An 18,051-nucleotide genomic window follows, 5' to 3' on the forward strand; every position below is an offset into this window, starting at 1 on the left:
GTCATGACGGCCGCGGCGCTGAGCCGGCTGGCGCCGGCCAAGATCAATCTGTTCCTGCATGTCACCGGCAAGCGCCCAGACCATGCGGAACATGGCGGTTATCACAGCCTGGAAAGCCTGGTGGTGTTTGCGCAGGATGCCGGCGCCTGCGACCGGGTGACCGCCGCGGCTGCCGAAGACCTGTCCCTGACCATCGAAGGCCCGCAGGCGAAAATCCTGCAGGCCGATGCGACCGACAACCTGGTGCTACGCGCCGCCGCCCTGCTGCAGCCGATGAACCTGCAGACCGGCGCGGCAAAGGGTGCGGCCCTGACGCTGACCAAGACCTTGCCGGTGGCCTCGGGCATCGGCGGCGGATCGGCCGATGCCGCCGCCACCCTGCATGCCCTGCGCGCGCTCTGGCAGATCGAACTGGATGACGAGGGTTTAAGCCGCGCCGCCGTCAAGCTCGGCGCCGATGTGCCGGCCTGCCTGCTCGGCCGCGCCGCGCTGATGCAGGGGATCGGCGAGCAGCTGACACCGGCGCCGACCCTGCCGCCGCTCTGGCTGGTGCTGGTCAATCCCGGCATCGCGCTGGAGACCCGGGATGTCTTTGCCGCACTGGGCGGCCGCTTCGGTCCGCCGCAGCCGCTGGAACGCCGGCCCGACAGCGCCGCCGATCTGGCCATCCTGCTGCGGGCGCGCCGCAACGACCTGGAAGCGCCGGCGCGGTTCATGGCGCCGGAGATCGACCCGGTGCTGGCGGCGATCCGGGCCCAGGCCGGCTGCCTGCTGGCGCGGCTGTCCGGCTCGGGCGCCACCTGCTTCGGCCTGTTCGCCGACAGAAAAGAGGCCGATTTCGCCGCCCGTAATATCGGTCGCGCCCATCCGAAATGGTGGGTGGCGGCGACCGCGGCGGGTTGAAACCCTCTTCCGCCCCCAGTATTGTCCGCCCCGCTTGACCTGCCCTGTTTCTACAGGGATCTGCTGGGGCGTAGCCAAGCGGTAAGGCAGCGGTTTTTGGTACCGCCATTCGGAGGTTCGATCCCTCCCGCCCCAGCCATTTCACTCCGCATAAATCATCTTCACGCTCATGCCGCCGTCGATGACGATGTTCTGGCCGGTCATGAAGCCCGCTGACGCGACATAGAGGCAGGCCTCGGCGATATCCTCAGGGCTGCCGATGCGGCCGACCGGATGCTGCTCGCGGTCTTCGTTCGAATGCTTAGGCGTTTCAGCGCGTTTGGAATACTGCCAGTCGCGTGTCTCGATCCAGCCGGGACTGATGCTGTTCACCCGGATGCGCTGCGGTCCCAGGCTGATCGCCATCGCATGGGTCAGCGCGACAATGCCGCCCTTGGACGCCGAATAGCCCTCGGTGCCGGGCTCCGACATGAAAGCGCGCGTGGAGGCCATGTTGATGATGCAGCCGCCGCTTTCGCTGCGCTTCACCATCTCGCGCGCCACCGCCTGGGAGCAGATGAACGTGCCGCGCAGGTTGGCGGCGATCACGGCATCGAAATCTTCCAGCGGCAGATCGAGAAACGGCTTGCGGATCATGAAGCCGGCATTGTTGACCAGAACCGTGGGGCAACCCAGTTCGCGTATGGTTTGTGCAATCCAGGCCTCCACGGCGGCGGGATCGGATACATCGGTCACCGCGAAACTGGCTTTGGCGCCGCGACCTTTCAGGATGTCGAGCAGTTCGCTGCCGGCATCATGGGCCGGATCGGCGATCGAAACCGCATAACCGGCATCGGCGAAGGCGAGCGCAATACCGCGGCCGATGCCCTGCGCCCCGCCGGTGATGGCCACAATCTTCATAGCGTCCTCCGCAAACGGTCCAGACCAACGCCGGGTCCGGCGTTTCGTTGCGGAGAAGTAGAAAAGCAACCGGCGCCGGATGCAATCCGGCGCCGGCCTCACGTGTTCAAAAGGCTTACTTCGCCAGCGGGCAATTGCCGTCGGCCAGCGGACGGAAGGCCTTCTCGGCCGGCACGGTGCCCGCCACCTTCAGGTAATCCCAGTCGCCCTTGGACTCGGCCGGCTTCTTGGCTTCCAGCAGATACATCGGATGCATCTTGCGGCCGTCGATACGGATGGTGCCCTTGCCGAACAGCGCGTCGTCGGTCGGCATCGCTTTCATCGCCGCCACCACGGCGCGGCCATCGGCCTGCCCGCCCACCTTGTCCACCGCCTTGAAATAATGCATCAGGCTGGCATAGACGCCGGCATGCATGTCGTTCGGCATCATCTTCTTGCCATGGCGGGCCTGGAAACGCTTGGACCATTCGCGCGTGCCGTCATTCATGTCCCAGTAGAACGGCGCGACCGACTGCAGGCCCTGCACCGCCTTCAGGCCGAGCGCCGGGACGTTGGTGACGCCGAAGATCAGGCCGACAATGCGCTGCTTCTCCGCCAGGCCGAATTCGGCGGCCTGCTTCAGCGAGTTGGTCAGGTCGCCGCCGGCATTGGCGAAGGCCACCACATCGGCGCCGGACGACTGCGCCTGCAGCAGGAAGGAGCTGAAATCGCTGACACCGACCGGATGACGGGCCGCGCCGACAATGGTGCCGCCCAGCACTTTGATTTCGTCGCTGGCCTGCTTTTCCAGATCATGGCCAAAGGCATAGTCGGCCGTGATGAAATACCACTTCTTGCCGCCCTGATCGAAAGCGGCGCGGGCCGCCGAATGGCCGTAGGACCAGGTGTCGTAGGTCCAGTGCACAAAATTGGCCGAGCATTGTTCGCCAGTCAGCAGCGAACTGCCGGCGCCGGAGCCGAGCACGGTCTTGTTCTTGTCTTTTGCGATCTGGTTCACCGCCAGGGCCACGGCCGAGTTGGGCAGGTCGGCGATCACGTCGACGCCGTCCACGTCATACCACTGGCGCGCCATGTTGGCGCCGACATCGGGCTTGTTCTGGTGATCGGCGAAGATCACCTCGACCTTGCGCTTGCTGGTTTTCATGTAGTCTTCGGCTGCCATCTGCGCCGCCAGCACCGAACCCGGGCCCTGGAAATCGGCATAGACGCTGGACATGTCGTTCAGCACGCCGATCTTGATCGGTTTGTCCTGGGCCAGGGCCTGATTCTGGGCATAGGGGGCGGTCAGAACGCCGGCAGCCAGCAGGGCCGCGACGCGAAGAGCGGTGCGCATGGTATTTCCTCCGTGGTTTTTTGTTACGGAGGATTATTGTTTGCAAGGCAAACGATCGTCAAATGCTATTTTGCCATGCTGCAGCGCACAGCGGAGAATTACGGCAGTTGCAGCAGCACCGGCAGCCAGCCGCCATCCTGCAACATCTCGATTCCCTCCAGAAGCGGAATCGCCAGCAGGAACCACAGCGCATCGCGGAAAGTGACCAGCACGAAACGGGTCTGCACGGTCAGTTCCTGGTCGGAATGCCAGGCGCCCAGACGCGGGCCCCAGCGCGGCACGCGGGCGGCATAGGCGGCGAACTCGGCCGGAAAGCGGGATTTCAGGAAGGCCTCTTCCTGCAGGATCACCACGCTGAACAGGGCAAAGACGAACAGGCCGAGCGCCAGACCGGTGACCAGATTGCCGGCCTGCAGGCCGACGCCGAGGCCGCCGATCACCGAAAACAGGTAGAGCGGATTGCGGCTCATCGAATACGGCCCCTGATCGACCAGCACCTGCTTCTTGCGCCCGCCGATATACAGCGAGCACCAGGTGCGGCCGGCGATGCACAGCACGATCAGCAGATAGCCGAACAGCTCCAGGCTTTCATGCAGGACGGTTTCCGACGGCCACATCGATTCGGTGAACAGCAGGACCAGCAGCAGAAGCAGGCCACTGCCGGAGGCGAACTGCTTGCGCCGGCGCTGCACCAGCGACAGGCGGTCTTCGACGACAGGCGGTGCGGCGGCGGCCGGCATGGGTGCGGACAAGGACATGGTTTCCCCGGAGCAATGGATCGGGGCGAGTATAGCACAGGCCAGCGGGCCGGCTCCGACCGCGCCGTGCGACCTGGAGTCGCGGTTACCGGTTTTTTACAGCGGCATGCAGGGCGCGGGCATAGGGCGCGGCCGGGGTCGACTTGACCCATTCGATGGCCCGCTTTTTCAGCGAGAAGGTATAGGCCTGGGTGCCGTAGATATCGACATCGCCGCCGAACATCTGCGCCGTCTTTTCGAAATAGTAGCCGGCATAGTGGCGCAGCTTGCCGCGATAGAATCCGACATCGTCAGCCAGGGTGAAATAGGTCTTGTTCGGCGTGATGGCGAAGGGCCGCAGCTTGGTGGACGGCGCCAGCATGTAGCGCGCCACACCCGATGCCACATCGGGCCAGAATTCATTGAAGCAGTCATCCAGAATGACGACGCCCTTCGGCGCCAGCACGGCTTCGATCAGACCGAAGTCGTTGACCACGCAGGCCTCGGTATGACCGCCGTCGATGGATGCCAGCCGCAGGGGGCCGGCGGCTCTGAGGATGGCTTCTGGCGTAACGTCGAAAGACGAGTGCTGCAGAATGGTGACGGCCCTGCTGTCGGGCAGCCAGCGGTGGAGGTTGCCTTCGAAGACGAAGCGGTCGCCGGCGCCGGACTGGTCGAGGTTCAGATGCTGGTCGCCGAAGACATCGATGGCAACCGCCTTCTCGCCGGTCCGCAAGGCCAGGGCCAGCAGGATGAACAGCTTGCCATGGTGCACGCCGATCTCGCCGACGCCGCCGGGGATTTCGGCATCGCGCTGCAGGCTCGCCAGCGTATCGATGAATTGCGCGCTGTAGGGAAACAGCCAGCCGCCAATGTGGCGATAGCCTTGCTTCAGATAGGTTTTCCGGTCTGCCGCCACACCCGCCTCCTCTGCCGTTGCCATCCTACTGAGGTAGCGACGGCAGATGCCCATGGGCGTGACCAAACTGTGGTCACGCCGGCAGCGGGAAAACGGTCAGTTCATGACGCGCCAGGCGCCGTCCGGCATCAGACAGGCAGTCCCATAACCACGCTGGGGCGAGCCGCCAACCGAGACGCCGCCCTGATACTCGCGGCAATACTGGCCGTTCGGCGCGACATAAACCGGCGAAGCCGGTGCGGCCGATATCATCGGCGGCGCTGCATAGACCTGGGGCGCGGCATAGACTGGCGGCGGCGCATAAACCACCGGCGGCGGAACATACATCACCGGGGGCGGCGGCGCGTAATAGTCGTAGCGATAATAGGAATAGCGCGGCGGCGGGCGGTGATAATGGTGGTGGTAGCGTGGCGGCCCGTAATAGCCGCGCCGGTAGTCACCCGAAGAATAGCCGAACGAGAAGCTGTCGGCCTTGGCCGGCGCCGGTGACAGCATGACGCCGGCGGCAACGATAAGGGCGGAACAGGCGATGGCACTACGAAGCATGGCACAGCCTCCTTGGGACTGCTTTCAGCGTTAAGCTCTGCTCCGATCATGGCGGATTTGTGTTAGCCGTGGTTGTGACTAAAAAAATCTGACGCCGGTGTGATCAGCGGAAACAGCGGTTTTCCTTTACTTAAGCCGGGGGCGATGCAACGTTGGACTGTCTTTGCTGCTTTGGTGCCGCTTATCAATGCTGCCGGCCGATCTTACCAGCCCCCTGCTGCTGCGGCTTCTGGATTACTGGAGCGGCCACCGCCTGCCGGACGGGCGTGCGCCGCCACGCAGCACGATCGATCCGCTGACCCTGCCGGGCGGCATCCTGCCCTGGTTGCTCTATATCGAACTGCATCCGGGCGACCCCATGCGCTATCGCTACCGGGTGGCCGGGACCGGCGTGACTGAACTGTTCGGCTACGACCCGACCGGCCGTTTCCTCGACACGCTGGGCGATACGCCCGAGATACGCCTGGCGATAACCCGCATGGAGGCGGTGATCGCCAGCGGCGAGCCCCATGCCAGCCGTTCGCCCTTCATGGGGCCGCGGCGCGAATTCATCACCGTGGAACGCCTGATCCTGCCGTTCACGGGCCATGACGACAGGATCGGTTTCCTGCTGGTGGCCCTGGCACCCCTGGATCCGCCGCAGACATGAAAAAGCCCGCAGCTTGCGCTGCGGGCCTGGTAGCGCCGGATTGCCCGGCCTCAATACATATGCTGGCCGCCGTTGATGCTAAGCGTCGAGCCGGTGATGAACCCGCCTTCGTCGGCTACCAGGAAGAGCACGCCGCGCGCGATTTCCTCGGCGCGGCCCAGCCGGCCAACCGGAATCTTGGCGACGATCTTCTCCAGCACATTGGCCGGCACGGCAGCCACCATGTCGGTATCGATATAGCCGGGCGCAATCGCGTTCACGGTGATGCCGCGCGCCGCACCTTCCTGCGCCAGAGCCTTGGTGAAGCCGTGGATGCCGGACTTGGCCGCCGCATAATTCACCTGGCCGTACTGGCCGGCCTGGCCATTGATCGAACCGATATTGACGATGCGGCCGAAGCCGCGTTCGCGCATGCCATCGATGGCGGCGCGGCACATGTTGAAACAGCCGCCCAGATTGGCATCGATCACCGCCTGCCACTGGTCATGCCCCATGCGATGCATGGTGCCATCGCGGGTGATGCCGGCATTGTTGACGATGACATCGATCGGCCCGAGGTCGCGCTCCACCTGTTTGACGCCGTTCTGGCATTCGTCGAAATCAGCGACGTTCCACTGATAGGTCTTGATGCCGGTTTCAGACTCGAAGGCCTTGGCGCGTTCGGTGTTGCCCGCATAGTTCGCTGCAACCTTGTACCCACTCTGATGCAGCAGACGGGAAATCGCAGCGCCGATCCCTCGGGTGCCGCCGGTGACAATCGCTACGCGAGACATGATGATCCTCCTGTTGAATACTTTTTTGCTGTTATGACGTCAGATGTTGGCAATTTCGGTACAGAAAAAAGGCCGGGATCTCCCCTCCCGGCCTTTTTCTTCATGCGATCAGTCGCGTTCGATGCACATCGCAATGCCCATGCCGCCGCCGATGCAAAGCGTGGCCAGGCCTTTCTTGGCATCGCGGCGCTGCATTTCATAAAGCAGCGTCACCAGCACGCGGGCGCCCGAAGCGCCGATAGGATGGCCGATGGCGATGGCGCCGCCATTGACGTTCACCTTGTCGGTATCCCAGCCCATATCCTTGTTCACGGCGCAGGCCTGGGCGGCGAAGGCTTCGTTGGCCTCGACGAGATCGAGATCGCTGGCCTTCCAGCCGGCCTTCTTCAGCGCCGCGCGCGACGCCGGGATCGGGCCGGTGCCCATGATCGACGGATCGACGCCCGACTGCGCCCAGCTGACGATGCGGGCCAGCGGCTTCACGCCGCGCTTCTTGGCTTCGTCCGCGCTCATCAGCACCACGGCAGCGGCGCCGTCGTTGATGCCGGATGCATTGCCCGCCGTCACCGAGCCATCCTTGGCGAAAGCCGGACGCAACGCCTTCATGGCTTCCACGGTGGAGCCATGACGGATGTATTCGTCATTCTCCACCACGGTGTCGCCCTTGCGGCCCTTGATGGTGACGGGAACGATCTCGTCCTTGAACTTGCCGGCCTTCTGCGCGGCTTCCGCCTTGTTCTGACTCCTGGCGGCGAATTCATCCTGCTGGTCGCGGGTGATCTGGAACTGCTTGGCCACGTTCTCGGCCGTGTTGCCCATGTGATAGCCGTTGAAGGCATCCCACAGACCGTCGCGGATCATGGTGTCGATGAAACCGAGGTCGCCCATCTTGTGGCCGGCGCGCAGGTAGGCTGCATGCGGTGCCTGGCTCATGCTTTCCTGGCCGCCGGCAACCACGATCTCGCTGTCGCCGTTCTTGATCGCCTGGAAGCCCAGCGCGACCGCGCGCAGGCCCGAGCCGCAGAGCATGTTGACGCCCCAGGCCGGCACTTCCACCGGCAGGCCGGCATTGATCGACGCCTGGCGCGCCGGATTCTGGCCCTGCGCCGCCGTCAGGATCTGCCCCATGATGACTTCGCTGACATCGGCGGCGGCAACCCCAGCGCGCTTGAGCGCACCATCGATGGCGACCTGGCCGAGATAATGCGCAGGCACGCCGCTGAGCGCACCGTTGAAGGAGCCGACCGGCGTGCGCGCGGCGCTGGCAATGACGATATCGGTCATGGGATGTCCCTCCAGACTGGACTTATATAATTGATATAGGTCGAGACGTTGATTTTGACGAAACGATAGCGGTCTTTTCGCAACTGCGGCAAGACCTGCGCCCCGGCAAAAGCGTGGCTCAGGCTTGCACTTTGGTCTTGCGACGGCGTACCGGCTTTGCGGACTGCTCCGTCGGCAGAGCAGAGGCCTGCCGCAGCCAGGCGGCCAGCGGCTGCCACAGCCCGGTCTCGGCGCGCGGACCGGCCACCATGCCGATATGGCCGCTGGCCGCATCCAGTCGTTGCCGATGCGGCAACTGGCCCAGTAAAGCGGCAGCCCCTTCCTTGGGCACCAGCTTGTCGCGTTCGGGCAGCACCACCAGTGTATCCTTGCGCCAGTCCTGCGGCCGCACCGCACGCCCGGCGACCTTCCAACGCCCCTGCACCGGCAGATTGTCGCCATACCAGCCAAGCAGACAGTCGCGCGCCACCGGGCCGGCGAGCGGCACGCCGTCATTCAGCCAGTCCTCCATCGCCACGAAGCGACGTTCGGCATCGCCGCCCGGCGGCATCGCCTGGAACAGCGTGAACTTCTTCAGGGCGGTGAGCGGATCGAGCGCCCAGAAGAAACCCTGCAGCGTATCGACATCCAGCATCGGCGGCGGCGCATCGGCGGCAGATGCAGGCGGCGGCACCAGCGCCGGTGCCAGAGCCTGCACCAGCGCTGCGTGATGGGCGCCGCCGGCATGGAAATCCCAGGGCGTTGCCAGCAAGGCAAGCGCCGCAACATCGTCAGGCGCCTGCAGCGCGGCAGCCAGCGTCAGGTTGCCGCCCATGCAGTAGCCCAGCAGCACCGGCGCACGGCCGGCAGCCTGCTTCACGGCGGCCAGCGCCCGCACCTGGCGGGCGATATAGGCGGTCAGGTCGAAGCGCTGCTCTGTCTCGCCCGGATCGCCCCAGTCGAGCAGGAAGGGCCGCAGACCCTGCCGCGGCAGCCAGCGCGCCAGACTCTGGCCCTCGGCCAGATCGAGGATATAGGACCGATTGACCAGCGAGGGCACCAGCAGTACCGGAAGGCCATCATCGGCAAACGACAAAAGCCGGCTGCTGCCCTCGCGCCACAGCACCGGCGGATCGGGCAGCCGGCGCTGATACTCATGCTGGCGGTAACGCAGCATGGCGCTGCTCATGGCGGTCAGGCGCGCCAGACCGGCGTCGATCAGTTCCGCGGTGAAGTCACTTGGGTCGACGCCTGCCAGGTCCGGCGCCAGCGCGGCGAACCGGGCCTGCAGCTGCGGATTCCAGTGCGGCGAGGCGTGCCTCGCAGTCGGCCAGACGGCGAGCGAGCTCAGCAACATCAGGTTGGCCGTCGCCAGATGCAGCGGCAGCGGACGCGGGCCGAGGCGTTGCGGCTCCGGGTGCTGGTTTTGCGACATTTCCGCCTCCTTGCCCCGCAGCCCAGGCCCATGGCTGCCCTGCCGTCTGGGGCTGCCCCGTCGCCTGACCCGCGGCGGCCGCGCCCTGCTTCCAGAGATTGAGCCAGGTGGCCGACAATTCAGCCAGTTTCGGGTCGGTGGCCAGCAGGCCGGCCTGCTCCTGCCAAAGATCGAGAAAGCGCTGCGCCAGCGCCTGGGCATCGCCTTCGCCGGAACCTGACTTGGGATCGCTCATGGGGTGCAGCCTACACCCAAGCACGCTTTCCCGGCCACCCTTTCGCGGCGCACAAGAGACTTGCGTATACAAAGGAATACGCGCGAAGATGTGTGATAACAGACCTAGGGAGCGTGGGAACCGTGGCCGAGACCGAGCAGACGACAGCAGCGCCGATCAAGATCAAAAAGTATGCAAACCGGCGGCTGTACAACACGGCGACGTCCTCATACGTGACGCTCGAAAACCTCTGCCAGATGGTGAAGGACGGTCAGGATTTCCTGGTCGAGGACGCCAAGACCGGCGAAGACATCACCCGCGGCGTGCTGACCCAGATCATCTTCGAGGAAGAATCGAAGGTCGGCCAGCAGCTGCTGCCGATCGGTTTCCTCCGCCGCCTGATCACCTTCTACGGCGACAGCCTGCAGACCCTGGTGCCGAGCTATCTCGAAATCTCGATGGCCTCGTTCCAGCGCAATCAGGACGAGATGCGCCAGTATATGGCCGAAGCCTTCGGCGAGATGTTCCCGTTCCGCAGCATCGAGGAAATGGGCCGCAACAACATGCAGATGTTCCAGCGCGCCATGACGCTGTTCAACCCCTTCGTGGCGGGCAGCGACTCTCTCGATGCCGACAAGGCCGCCGCTGGTGAAAAGCCCGCCGAGGTCGATACCCTGAAAAAGCAGATGGAAGATCTGCGCAAGCAGGTCGAAGCTCTTGCCCGAACCAAGGGGTGAGCGGGCCACACTCCCGCCTGCCAATCCGCCTCCAGTGAAGTCCGGCTCGCGCCGGGTGCGCGTGCGCCCGTCCATCACCTTTGTCCTGACCATGGCGGTCGGCCTGCTCGTCGTGCTGGCCGGCATCGCTTATGGCATTGCCATGCTGAGCGGCCGCCTCAATACGGTGGAACTGCTGCGCGACCGCAACGACCGCATCGTCAACCAGCTTGTCGAGCGCACCCGCGACCAGCTGGACCCGGCCGCCGACCAGGTGGAAGCGTTGCGCACCCGATTGCAGCGCAAACAGATCGGCGTCAACGACCTCGGCCGCCTGACCGATTACATGAGCGCGGCCCTGGACGCCCTGCCACAGGTCGACGCCCTCGGCTTCCTGCGCAATGACACCATCGCCACCCGCGTGATCCGCCAGAACGGCAACCTGCTGGCCCTGCATGACAGCCTGCGCGACTACCCCGACGCGGCCGCGCGGCTGGAGGCGCTGCGCCGCCTGTTCGAACTGCAGAACCGGCCCGACCTGCATGACAAGCCGGTGCACTGGGGCGACCTGATCTGGAATCCCGAAATCGGCCAGGCCCTCATCAATGCCCAGGCCCCGGTGGTGATCGACAAGGTCTTCGTCGGTCAGGTGCTGGCCGTGGTGTCGCTGGTGACGCTGTCGCGGCTGATCGAGACCGACAGCGTCGACAACGAAGCCGCCAACTTCATCCTCTATGACGACGATTTCGTGCTGGCGCATCCCACGCTGCTGAATCACGAATACGGCCTCTCGATGGAGAACCCGGTTCCGCGCCTGAACAAGATTCACGATCCCGTGCTGCGCCGCATCTGGAGCGGCCGGCTCGACCGCGTGATGGCGCGCAGCCTGCTCGGCGATGCCGACAGCGCCCATATCATCGAGGCCGAAGGTCGCCAGTGGATTTTTGTCTATCGCCGCATCACCAGCTTCGGCGACAAGCCCTGGCTGGTCGGCCGCTATTTCGCCTTCGACCAGATCGACCGCGAAATCAGCCGCCTGCAGCTGGCCGCCGCCGTGGGCCTGCTCAGCCTGGTGCTGTCGCTGCTGATCGCCTGGCGTCTTGCGCATCTGATCCGCCGGCCGCTGCTGGCCATCGGCGCCGCCGCCAACCGTTTGCGCAATCTCGACTTCGATGCGCCGCCGCTGGATCGCACGCGTCTGCGCGAGCTGGACGACGCCGGACAGGCCATCAACGCTGCCAATGCGGCGCTGCACTGGTTCGGCAACTATGTGCCGCGCAAGCTGGTCAACCGCCTGGTGCGCGAGGGCGAGGATGCCGTCAATGTCAGCAAGCTGCGCGACGTCACCGTCATCTTCACCGATCTGGTCGGCTTCACCGCCATGTCGGAGCAGATGAGCGCCGAGGAGACGGCGGAAATCCTCAACGACCATTTCGCCCTGGTCACTGCCTGCATCGAAGCCGAGAACGGCATTGTCGACAAGTTCATCGGCGATGCCGTCATGGCCGTGTGGGGCGCGATCAAGCGCGATGAAGACCATGCCGCCCATGCCTGCCGGGCGGTGATGGCGATCTGTCAGGCGCTGGCGGCCGACAATGCCCGCCGGGCCATGCTGGGCAAACCAACCCTGCGCATGCGCATCGGCCTGCATTCCGGCCCGGCGGTGGTCGGCAATATCGGGGCGCCCGGCCGGATCAACTACACCGTGGTCGGCGACACGGTGAACACGGCCCAGCGCCTGGAACAGCTTGGCCACGATCACCAGCTGGCGCACGAGCCGTTCATCGCCCTCGCCAGTGCCCAGACCGTGGGCCTGGCGCGGCTGGAGCCGCCGCCGCCGCTGGTCGGCCGGCTGGCTGTGAAGGGCCGCATGGGCATGGTGGACGTTTATCGCCTGGATCGGCCGTAAAATCCGGTCACAATTTTACATGATTAACCTCGCGTTTACCGAATCCCTGCTTGAGTCCGGGGCTTAAGGACGGGGTTTCATGGTCAATCCGGCGGTTATTGGGATCGGGGTCACGCCTGCGGGCGCGCAGCCGGATTCCGCCTCCGAAACCCGTAAACGCCAGCGTACGACCGCGGAACCCTTCCGCACCGAAACCGGCGATTCTCCCTCCACCCAGGGCAGCAGCCTGCTGCAAAAGACCCGCAGCGCCAGCCCGGGCGTGATGGAACTGCTGCGGCGGCGCAGCGATCGTGGCGAGGCCGCCGATCCGACGATCGAGATTCCGCCCCATCTGGAGCGCCGGCGCGCCTGGCGCGAAGCGTTTGGGGTCAACACCTACCATACCCAGCAGCTGGCCCAGACCGAGGAGGCCGAGCCCCCGGCCGAGGCCCGAAATGCGGCCCTGGGCGCCTATCGCAGCGCCGCCCGGCGCGGCCGCCTGGACCTCGACCTTGCACAGCAAGTCAGCGTGACCGTATAAAGGCCGCTTTCCAGCCTTCCAGCGGTTGTTTTCAATGTCTTCTGAACCTGCCGATCTGTTGATTATCGGCGGCGGCGTCAACGGGACCGGTATTGCCCGCGACGCCTCCGGCCGCGGCCTCAGCGTCGTCCTCGCTGAACGCGGCGACCTGGCCGGTGCCACGTCTTCCGCCGCCACCAAGCTGATCCATGGCGGCCTGCGCTATCTGGAGCATTACGAATTCCGTCTGGTGCGCGAAGCGCTCGGCGAGCGCGAAGTGCTGATGAAGATGGCGCCGCATATCATCTGGCCGCTGCGTTTCGTGCTGCCGCATCATCCGGGCCTGCGTCCGGCCTGGATGATCCGTATCGGCCTGTTCCTGTACGATCACCTGGCTGGCCGCCAGACCCTGCCCGGCTCCATCGGCGTCGACTTCGAGAGCGGCGACCTGCGTGGCAAACCGCTGAAATCGAAATTCAAGCGCGGCTTCGAATATTCCGACTGCTGGGTCGACGATGCGCGTCTCGTTGTGCTGAACGCCATGAGCGCCCGGCAGAAGGGCGCGCAGATCCACACCCGCACCGCGGTTACAGCCGCAAAACGCGAAGGCGGCCTGTGGCATGCGACGCTGACCGACCAGATCGATGGCAGCACGCGGCAGGTGACGGCGCGCGGCATCGTCAATGCCGGCGGTCCCTGGGTGCGCGAGACACTGACAGGCGCCTTCCGCCAGACGCCGAAGAACAGTGTCCGGCTGATCAAGGGCAGCCATATCGTGACGAAAAAGCTGTTCGATGGCGACCACTGCTACATTTTCCAGAATGCCGACAACCGCATCATCTTCGCCATTCCCTACGAGCGCGACTTCACCCTGGTCGGCACTACCGACGTGCAGCTCGAGAAACTGAACGGCCCGCCGCGCATCAGCGAGGAAGAGACCACCTACCTTCTTGAAGCCGCCAGCGAGTATTTCAGGCAGGACGTGACCCGCGACATGATCGTCTGGTCCTATTCCGGCGTACGCCCGCTGTATGACGATGGCGACAGCGACCCCTCCGCCATTACGCGTGACTATGTGCTGGACCTCGACGCCAAAACCGGTGAGCCGCCGCTGTTGTCGGTCTATGGCGGCAAGCTGACGACGGCGCGCCGCCTGTCGGAGCAGGTGATGGACAAGCTTCTGCCCTTCTACCCCAAGATGGGCAAAAGCTGGTCGGGCACCCAGCCGTTGCCGGGCGGCGATCTCGGCGCCCTCACCTTCGAAGCCTTTGTCGCCGATCTGAAGCATCGTTATCCCGGCCTCGACCCGGCCTGGCTGACCCGCCTGGCGCGCCGGCATGGCGCCGCGGTCAATGCCATTCTGGGCGATGCGCAATGGGCCGTCGATCTGGGCGAACATTTCGGCGGCGGGCTCTATGCCCGCGAGGTGGATTACCTGATGCGCCATGAATGGGCGCGCGAGGCCGACGATGTGCTGTGGCGTCGCACCAAATGCGGCCTTTGGGCCACCGCACTGGAACGCGAACGCCTGACCAACTGGATGGCCCAGCATCGTCCCAATATCGAGGCAGCCTGAGATGAAGATCGCTATCGTGGGTGCGGGCGCCATCGGCGGCTATTTTGGCGGCCTGCTGGCACGTGCCGGCCATGAGGTGACCCTGATCGCCCGTGGCGCCCATCGCGACGCCATCCGCGCCCATGGCCTGACGGTGGAGACCGCAGGTGGACGGTTCACCACCCATCCGGCCTGCACCGACGATCCGGCCGAAGCCGGTGCGCAGGATGTGGTGATCCTCAGCCTGAAGGCGCCGGCGGTGCCCGACATGGCGCAGAAGATGCTGCCGCTGTTCGGACCCGATACCGCCATGATTACGGCGATGAACGGCATGCCCTACTGGTATTTCTATCGTCACGGCGGTCCGCTGGATGGCACGCGGCTGGCCTCCGTCGATCCCGGTGACCGGCAATGGTCGTTGATCGGACCGGAGCGCGCCATCGGCAGCGTGGTCTGGGTTGCCGGCGCCATTTCCGCACCCGGCGTGATCAGCCATAGCGGCGGCAGCCGCCTGCCGATCGGCGAACCGGACGGCAGCAAATCCGCGCGCGTGCAGCAGTTGAGCAAAATCCTGACGGAAGCGGGTATAGACGCCCCCGTCGTGGACAACATTCGCCAGGAGATCTGGACCAAGCTGTGGGGTAACCTGTCCTTCAACCCGGTCAGCGTGCTCACCCATGGCACGCTCGGCGGCCTGGCGGCCGATCCGGATGCGAGAGCGGTGCTCGGCGGCATGATGACCGAAGCGCAGAAGATCGGCGAAGCGCTCGGCATCCAGTTCCCGATGACCATCGCCCAGCGCATGGATGCGGCGCAGAAGGTCGGTCCGCACAAGACTTCGATGCTGCAGGACCTGGAAGCCGAACGGCCGATGGAAATCGGCGCCCTGATCGGTGTCATCGCCGAGCTGGCCGGCAAGCTGAACATCGCCACGCCGACCATCGATACCGTACTGGCCCTGCTGAAAACCCGCGCCCGCGTGGCCGGCACCTACAAGGATTGACCCGGATATGAGCAGCTTCGACTGGCGCGGCCTGTCCTCCGAACAGATCGAGGCGCAGTTCAATCCGCGCAAGGCCGTGCCGGCTTTCGAGCAGCATTTCAACGCCTATGTCGAACGCTCGGCCCTGGCCAAGGCCGAGATCGGCGGCGACTACGATCTGCGCTACGGACCGGGCCCGCTGCAGACCTACGATCTGCACAAACCTGCCGTCGTGAAGCCCAATGCGCCGCTGGTGGTCTTCATCCATGGCGGCTATTGGCGCGGGCTAGACAAGAACACCACCACCTTCGCCATCGTGCCCTTCGTGAAGGCCGGCGCCGTCGTGGTGAACCTGAACTACGATCTCTGCCCTGCCATCACCATCGATGCCATCGTGCGCCAGATGCAGGATGCGCTGGTGCATATCGCCAGCCGCGCCGCGGACTGGGGCGCCGATCCGACGAAAATCCATGTCATCGGCCATTCGGCCGGTGCGCATCTGGCCGCCATGATGGCCGCCGCACCCTGGCCTGGCGATCTTCCTCCTCAGCCACCCATTGCATCACTAGGCCTGGTCAGCGGCGTCTATGAGCTGGAACCGGTGCTGCATGTCAGCGTCAACGCCGATATCCGGCTGGATGGCGCTATGGCCGTGCGCAACAGCCTGGCGCGCCAGTCGCTGAAGCTGGCTGGACGCGTCACCGGGCCGGTGCTGGTCGCCTGCGGCGATGCCGAGCCGGAGGGCTGGATCGCCCAGAGTGTGGATTTCCATCAGGCGCTGCGCGATGCCGGCACCAATGCCAGCCTGCTGCGCATCAAGGGTGCCGATCACTTCACCATCAAGTTCGATGGCGCCAACCCCTCGCATCCGCTGGGTGCGGCGCTGCTGCGCCAGGCCGGCCTCGGCCGCCTGTAAAAACCGGTCAGCGGCTGAGCTGTTCGTAGACCACGCGCGCCACCGGCAGCAGGGCTTCGCGGCCGCTCTCGCCGGTCAGGGCATAACCGAAACCACCATCGACCCAGTAGAAAGCTGCCGCACTACCCTCGCCGGCGAAGCGGAAAGATGTATCCGTGCTGCCCTCGCCCGAGCGCACATAGAGTGTCAGACGCTGACCCTGGCGATTTTCGTACATGAATTGCGCGGCGGCATGATTGCCGCTGGAGGCCGGCAGCAGGCGGCCCCCCACCAGGCCGTAGCCCTGGGCGATCAGGCTGGGCACCTTCAGCGCCGTGCCGACACGCTTGGACAGCCAGGCGACCAGATGCTGCTCTTCCTTGGCGGTGACTTCCACCGGATGCAGCACTTCGCGGCTGTATATCAGATGCGCCCGCGTCGCTTCCTGCGGCAGGCCCGCCACCGTGACGGCGGGCGACATATAGCCGCGACCGAACCAGCCGGCGCCGGCGCTCAGCACGGCAACCAGCAGCAGCGCGGCGATGCGCAGCATCCGGGCCGTCGCTGCACTGCGCTGACGCTGGATGGCAAACAACGCCGCCAGTTCGGCCGGCACCGGCTCATCCAGTGCCGGGGCAAAATGCGCGCGCAGATCTTCGGTCTGCTGCTGCCAGGCGGCAACCTTCGCCGCATCCTCGGCATGCAGGGCCAGATACGCCTCCACATCGGCGCGGCGATGGGCCGGCAGACGGTCATCGACATAGGCCTGCAGATCCGCTTCGGTCACGGTCCTTGCAGCATCGCCGGTCATTTCACTCTCCTCAGATGAACCGCCTGGCCATCCCTGCCTTCCGGTGGTTCGCCATCCATCAGACGACGCAGACGATCACGCGCCCGCGCCAGCCGCGACATCACGGTGCCAACCGGAATATCCTGCACCTTGGCCGCATCCTCATAACTCAAACCTTCCACCACGACCAACAGCAGCAGGGCGCGCCAGTCCTCGGGCAGCAGGGCCAATGCAGCATCCATGTCGCGCAATTCCAGGCGCTCCCATTGTCCGCCGCTGGCCTGCGGTTCGGCTGCATCCTCCAGCGCATTCCCGTCGGGCCGGCTGCCTTCGCGCAGCGACCGGCTGCGCCAGCGGTTATGCAGGATGGCGAACAGCCAGGGCCGCAGGCTGCCGGCATCGCCCCGCCGCGTGCCCCAGGCGCCAAGCGCCCGCTCGATACAGTCCTGCACCAGGTCGTCGGCACCATCGCGGCTGCGCGTCAGCGCCAGCGCGAAGCGACGCAGGCGCGGCAGCTCGGCTTCAATCGGATGCGGGGCGCGGCGGAACAGCATGCAGATGTCCAGGCGGTGAGCGGCGACAGCGGGGTAACGTCCCTGGGTCGCCGCCCGACCATACCCTCCGGATCAGGGCTTGGCGACGTGCCAGGCGCCGTTCAGGAAGCCGTCGCCGGTGGTGTCGCCCGGCTTGGTGTCGCGCACCCAGCCATAAAGCGGCTTGCCCTTGTAGGCCCACTGCTTGCTGCCGTCGTCGCGGGTGATCACGCTCCAGTCGCCCTTGGTCATGTCGCCAGCGGTTGCCACCAGCGGCGGCCAGTTGACGGCGCAGGGGCCGTTGCAGGCCGACTTGCCCGGCGCGGTGTCACGGTCGAAGGTGTAGAGCGTCATGCGCTTGGCATCGACCAGAACCGATCCCAGGGCGGTATCGCCGGGCACGGCCGGCGCGGTGGTCTGGGTGGCGCAGGCGGCAAGGCCGAGAACCAGCAGGCCGCTCAGCATCAGGTTGCGCATCATCATCGGGAAATCCCCTTTTT

19 protein-coding genes and 1 tRNA gene are annotated in these 18,051 nt (G+C 65.3%); 9 read left to right on the forward strand and 11 right to left on the reverse strand.

What is annotated here, in order from left to right; all coding sequences use genetic code 11:
- Positions 1–3: 3 nt before the first annotated feature.
- Together AC1ROB_RS15740 and AC1ROB_RS15745 are read left to right on the forward strand one after the other, a co-directional pair.
- On the forward strand, positions 4–903 hold the full coding sequence (locus AC1ROB_RS15740; protein WP_492970183.1) for a 4-(cytidine 5'-diphospho)-2-C-methyl-D-erythritol kinase: 900 nt from the start codon (positions 4–6) through the stop codon (positions 901–903).
- 64 nt (positions 904–967) lie between these two features.
- Positions 968–1,042, forward strand: a tRNA-Gln gene (locus tag AC1ROB_RS15745).
- A 2-nt stretch (positions 1,043–1,044) separates the two neighbouring features.
- Here AC1ROB_RS15745 and AC1ROB_RS15750 read toward each other — a convergent pair.
- From AC1ROB_RS15750 to AC1ROB_RS15770, 5 genes are all read right to left on the reverse strand, one after another.
- A complete protein-coding gene (locus tag AC1ROB_RS15750; protein ID WP_492970182.1) occupies positions 1,045–1,803 on the reverse strand; it encodes an SDR family NAD(P)-dependent oxidoreductase in 759 nt (252 codons plus the stop codon).
- Between the two features lie 115 nt (positions 1,804–1,918).
- Complete coding sequence (locus AC1ROB_RS15755; RefSeq protein WP_492970181.1) at positions 1,919–3,136, reverse strand: ABC transporter substrate-binding protein; 1,218 nt, start codon at positions 3,134–3,136, stop codon at positions 1,919–1,921.
- Between the two features lie 98 nt (positions 3,137–3,234).
- Positions 3,235–3,894 (reverse strand): methyltransferase family protein, encoded by a 660-nt coding sequence (locus AC1ROB_RS15760; protein WP_492970180.1) that lies wholly within the window; start codon positions 3,892–3,894, stop codon positions 3,235–3,237.
- An 85-nt stretch (positions 3,895–3,979) separates the two neighbouring features.
- The gene (locus AC1ROB_RS15765; RefSeq protein ID WP_492970179.1) at positions 3,980–4,792 is read right to left on the reverse strand and encodes a class I SAM-dependent methyltransferase; all 813 of its coding nucleotides are present in this window, start codon (positions 4,790–4,792) and stop codon (positions 3,980–3,982) included.
- Positions 4,793–4,888: 96 nt separating this feature from the next.
- The gene (locus tag AC1ROB_RS15770; protein WP_492970178.1) at positions 4,889–5,338 is read right to left on the reverse strand and encodes an RT0821/Lpp0805 family surface protein; all 450 of its coding nucleotides are present in this window, start codon (positions 5,336–5,338) and stop codon (positions 4,889–4,891) included.
- Between the two features lie 187 nt (positions 5,339–5,525).
- Here AC1ROB_RS15770 and AC1ROB_RS15775 point away from each other — a divergent pair, with 187 nt between their 5' ends.
- Positions 5,526–5,987, forward strand: coding sequence for a PAS domain-containing protein (locus AC1ROB_RS15775; protein WP_492970177.1), 462 nt, complete (start codon positions 5,526–5,528; stop codon positions 5,985–5,987).
- 50 nt (positions 5,988–6,037) lie between these two features.
- Here the strand turns inward: AC1ROB_RS15775 and phbB are convergent, their stop codons facing one another.
- From phbB to AC1ROB_RS15790, 3 genes are all read right to left on the reverse strand, one after another.
- Positions 6,038–6,760: an acetoacetyl-CoA reductase gene (gene phbB, locus AC1ROB_RS15780; RefSeq protein ID WP_492970176.1), complete on the reverse strand. Its 723-nt coding sequence runs from the start codon at positions 6,758–6,760 to the stop codon at positions 6,038–6,040.
- A gap of 108 nt (positions 6,761–6,868) precedes the next feature.
- Complete coding sequence (locus AC1ROB_RS15785; RefSeq protein WP_492970175.1) at positions 6,869–8,044, reverse strand: acetyl-CoA C-acetyltransferase; 1,176 nt, start codon at positions 8,042–8,044, stop codon at positions 6,869–6,871.
- Between the two features lie 118 nt (positions 8,045–8,162).
- Positions 8,163–9,458, reverse strand: a complete 1,296-nt coding sequence (locus AC1ROB_RS15790) for an alpha/beta fold hydrolase (protein ID WP_492970174.1) — start codon at positions 9,456–9,458, stop codon at positions 8,163–8,165.
- Positions 9,459–9,815: 357 nt separating this feature from the next.
- On the opposite strand from AC1ROB_RS15790, the gene phaR reads away from it, so the two are divergent.
- From phaR to AC1ROB_RS15820, 6 genes are all read left to right on the forward strand, one after another.
- On the forward strand, positions 9,816–10,409 hold the full coding sequence (phaR, locus tag AC1ROB_RS15795; RefSeq protein ID WP_492970173.1) for a polyhydroxyalkanoate synthesis repressor PhaR: 594 nt from the start codon (positions 9,816–9,818) through the stop codon (positions 10,407–10,409).
- A gap of 61 nt (positions 10,410–10,470) precedes the next feature.
- Positions 10,471–12,297, forward strand: a complete 1,827-nt coding sequence (locus AC1ROB_RS15800) for an adenylate/guanylate cyclase domain-containing protein (protein WP_492970172.1) — start codon at positions 10,471–10,473, stop codon at positions 12,295–12,297.
- A 79-nt stretch (positions 12,298–12,376) separates the two neighbouring features.
- The gene (locus AC1ROB_RS15805; protein WP_492970171.1) at positions 12,377–12,817 is read left to right on the forward strand and encodes a hypothetical protein; all 441 of its coding nucleotides are present in this window, start codon (positions 12,377–12,379) and stop codon (positions 12,815–12,817) included.
- Positions 12,818–12,851: 34 nt separating this feature from the next.
- Positions 12,852–14,372 carry a glycerol-3-phosphate dehydrogenase gene (gene glpD, locus AC1ROB_RS15810; protein ID WP_492970170.1) on the forward strand — a complete coding sequence of 507 codons (1,521 nt, stop codon included), beginning with the start codon at positions 12,852–12,854 and terminating at the stop codon, positions 14,370–14,372.
- A 1-nt stretch (position 14,373) separates the two neighbouring features.
- A complete protein-coding gene (locus AC1ROB_RS15815; protein ID WP_492970169.1) occupies positions 14,374–15,354 on the forward strand; it encodes a 2-dehydropantoate 2-reductase in 981 nt (326 codons plus the stop codon).
- Positions 15,355–15,361: 7 nt separating this feature from the next.
- On the forward strand, positions 15,362–16,249 hold the full coding sequence (locus AC1ROB_RS15820) for an alpha/beta hydrolase (protein ID WP_492970168.1): 888 nt from the start codon (positions 15,362–15,364) through the stop codon (positions 16,247–16,249).
- Positions 16,250–16,256: 7 nt separating this feature from the next.
- Here the strand turns inward: AC1ROB_RS15820 and AC1ROB_RS15825 are convergent, their stop codons facing one another.
- The 3 genes from AC1ROB_RS15825 to AC1ROB_RS15835 all read right to left on the reverse strand — a co-directional run bounded on the left by AC1ROB_RS15825 (position 16,257) and on the right by AC1ROB_RS15835 (position 18,034).
- A complete protein-coding gene (locus tag AC1ROB_RS15825) occupies positions 16,257–17,039 on the reverse strand; it encodes an anti-sigma factor family protein (RefSeq protein ID WP_492970167.1) in 783 nt (260 codons plus the stop codon).
- Complete coding sequence (locus AC1ROB_RS15830) at positions 17,036–17,572, reverse strand: sigma-70 family RNA polymerase sigma factor (RefSeq protein ID WP_492970166.1); 537 nt, start codon at positions 17,570–17,572, stop codon at positions 17,036–17,038. Before AC1ROB_RS15830 ends, AC1ROB_RS15825 begins: the two co-directional genes overlap by 4 nt.
- A 72-nt stretch (positions 17,573–17,644) precedes the next feature.
- Positions 17,645–18,034 (reverse strand): COG4315 family predicted lipoprotein, encoded by a 390-nt coding sequence (locus AC1ROB_RS15835; RefSeq protein WP_492970165.1) that lies wholly within the window; start codon positions 18,032–18,034, stop codon positions 17,645–17,647.
- Positions 18,035–18,051 lie beyond the last annotated feature (17 nt).

The sequence above is a fragment of the Ferrovibrio sp. GW821-FHT12F09 genome, assembly GCF_058806775.1.

What these genes read in the sequence shown, in the direction of transcription:
- AC1ROB_RS15775 (WP_492970177.1), top strand. Translation starts at nt 5,526, where the DNA reads ATGCTGCCGGCCGATCTTACCAGCCCCCTGCTGCTGCGGCTTCTGGAT.
- AC1ROB_RS15770 (WP_492970178.1), bottom strand. Translation starts at nt 5,338, where the DNA reads ATGCTTCGTAGTGCCATCGCCTGTTCCGCCCTTATCGTTGCCGCCGGC.
- AC1ROB_RS15790 (WP_492970174.1), bottom strand. Translation starts at nt 9,458, where the DNA reads ATGTCGCAAAACCAGCACCCGGAGCCGCAACGCCTCGGCCCGCGTCCG.
- AC1ROB_RS15815 (WP_492970169.1), top strand. Translation starts at nt 14,374, where the DNA reads ATGAAGATCGCTATCGTGGGTGCGGGCGCCATCGGCGGCTATTTTGGC.
- glpD (WP_492970170.1), top strand. Translation starts at nt 12,852, where the DNA reads ATGTCTTCTGAACCTGCCGATCTGTTGATTATCGGCGGCGGCGTCAAC.
- AC1ROB_RS15825 (WP_492970167.1), bottom strand. Translation starts at nt 17,039, where the DNA reads ATGACCGGCGATGCTGCAAGGACCGTGACCGAAGCGGATCTGCAGGCC.
- phbB (WP_492970176.1), bottom strand. Translation starts at nt 6,760, where the DNA reads ATGTCTCGCGTAGCGATTGTCACCGGCGGCACCCGAGGGATCGGCGCT.
- AC1ROB_RS15755 (WP_492970181.1), bottom strand. Translation starts at nt 3,136, where the DNA reads ATGCGCACCGCTCTTCGCGTCGCGGCCCTGCTGGCTGCCGGCGTTCTG.
- AC1ROB_RS15830 (WP_492970166.1), bottom strand. Translation starts at nt 17,572, where the DNA reads ATGCTGTTCCGCCGCGCCCCGCATCCGATTGAAGCCGAGCTGCCGCGC.
- AC1ROB_RS15820 (WP_492970168.1), top strand. Translation starts at nt 15,362, where the DNA reads ATGAGCAGCTTCGACTGGCGCGGCCTGTCCTCCGAACAGATCGAGGCG.
- AC1ROB_RS15760 (WP_492970180.1), bottom strand. Translation starts at nt 3,894, where the DNA reads ATGTCCTTGTCCGCACCCATGCCGGCCGCCGCCGCACCGCCTGTCGTC.
- AC1ROB_RS15785 (WP_492970175.1), bottom strand. Translation starts at nt 8,044, where the DNA reads ATGACCGATATCGTCATTGCCAGCGCCGCGCGCACGCCGGTCGGCTCC.
- AC1ROB_RS15835 (WP_492970165.1), bottom strand. Translation starts at nt 18,034, where the DNA reads ATGATGATGCGCAACCTGATGCTGAGCGGCCTGCTGGTTCTCGGCCTT.
- AC1ROB_RS15805 (WP_492970171.1), top strand. Translation starts at nt 12,377, where the DNA reads ATGGTCAATCCGGCGGTTATTGGGATCGGGGTCACGCCTGCGGGCGCG.
- AC1ROB_RS15750 (WP_492970182.1), bottom strand. Translation starts at nt 1,803, where the DNA reads ATGAAGATTGTGGCCATCACCGGCGGGGCGCAGGGCATCGGCCGCGGT.
- AC1ROB_RS15740 (WP_492970183.1), top strand. Translation starts at nt 4, where the DNA reads ATGACGGCCGCGGCGCTGAGCCGGCTGGCGCCGGCCAAGATCAATCTG.